The following is a 1,116-nucleotide window of genomic DNA, read 5'->3' on the forward strand; positions in this document are numbered from 1 at the left end:
CGACACTCGGCGGTGATCTTCGCGACGCGGGTGTGGACGGCGGCCTCGTCGGGGTAGTACCGGGTGCCGAGATTACGGTGCAGTATGACCAGCGCGGCCCGCGCCTTGTCGATCTGCGTGGCCCGGCCGGCGGCGGACGCGGCCGCGCGCCGCGCCGAGTGCGAGAACACGGTGCGGACCTCGAACGGCGGGTCGGTGGTCTTCGGGCCGCGCAGGGTCGTGGTCCCCTCGACGACCCGGTGCACGTCACGCTGGTGGAACAGCTTGTCCTTCTCGCGCCGTGGTGCCCAGTCGACGATCGTGGCGGTGGCCGGGTCGTGCGCGGCGAGCTCGGCCAGCCCGACGATGGTCCGCGGGGCCGGGGCGACGAAGGCCGCGCCGGCGGCGGCGATCGCGGTCAGGTTCGTGTACGAGACCAGCTTGCTGTCACCGACCATCAGGAACCGGCCCTCGCCGGCGAGTTCGCGCAGGGCGCGCAGCGCCCCCTCGACCTGGGCGATCTCGGCGGCGCCGCCGTCGTAGACGCGGGTCAGCGGCGTCACCGCGCCGTCGCCGCAGGTCGCGAACCCGGCCTGGGTCTGTTTCAGGTCCCAGCGGTGGTCCTTCGGCCGGCCCGGTTTCGGGGTGACGTAGTCGGGATCGGCCCCGTCGTAGGCGCCGTACACGGACATGCTGGTCAGGTCCCAGCTGAACCGGGACACGTCCACGCCGAACACAAGCGATCGCGGTCGCGGCGATCGAGCCGACGACGGCGTCGGCCTGCTCGGCGAGCGCCTCCAGCGCCCGGCCGCACCGGTCGTCGTTGAGCGCGTCCGGCTCGATCCCGAAGATCTCCAGAACCGCCCACTTCTCGGCCCAGTTCTGGACCTTGACCAGTGGGGCCGGGCAGGTAAGCCGGTTCGCGACCAGCATCGCGATGACCTGGCCGTGGGTGTAGCGGGCCTTGTTCTCCTGGATCGGGCAGAGCCGGTCGATCACGGCGATCAGGTCGAGGCGGACCAGCAGGTCACGCACCACGGGCAGCGAGCCGAGGAACTTCTCCAGGCTCGGGGACCCGTAGCCCAGTTCGGCGGCCGCCAGCACGCTGCGTGCCGTGCCAGACCGGACGCACTACGC

The 1,116-nt window shown here is 72.0% G+C and carries 2 pseudogenes; both read right to left on the reverse strand.

Annotation, left to right across the window (positions count from 1 at the left end):
• Positions 1 to 707 (reverse strand): annotated as a pseudogene (locus AB1460_RS37675) (transposase); the annotation flags it as partial.
• 112 nt (positions 708 to 819) lie between these two features.
• A pseudogene (locus tag AB1460_RS37680) lies at positions 820 to 1,083 on the reverse strand (DUF4277 domain-containing protein); the annotation flags it as partial.
• Positions 1,084 to 1,116: the final 33 nt, after the last annotated feature.

This window comes from Parafrankia sp. FMc2 (genome assembly GCF_041008525.1).
In the GTDB taxonomy this organism is placed as follows: domain Bacteria; phylum Actinomycetota; class Actinomycetes; order Frankiales; family Frankiaceae; genus Parafrankia.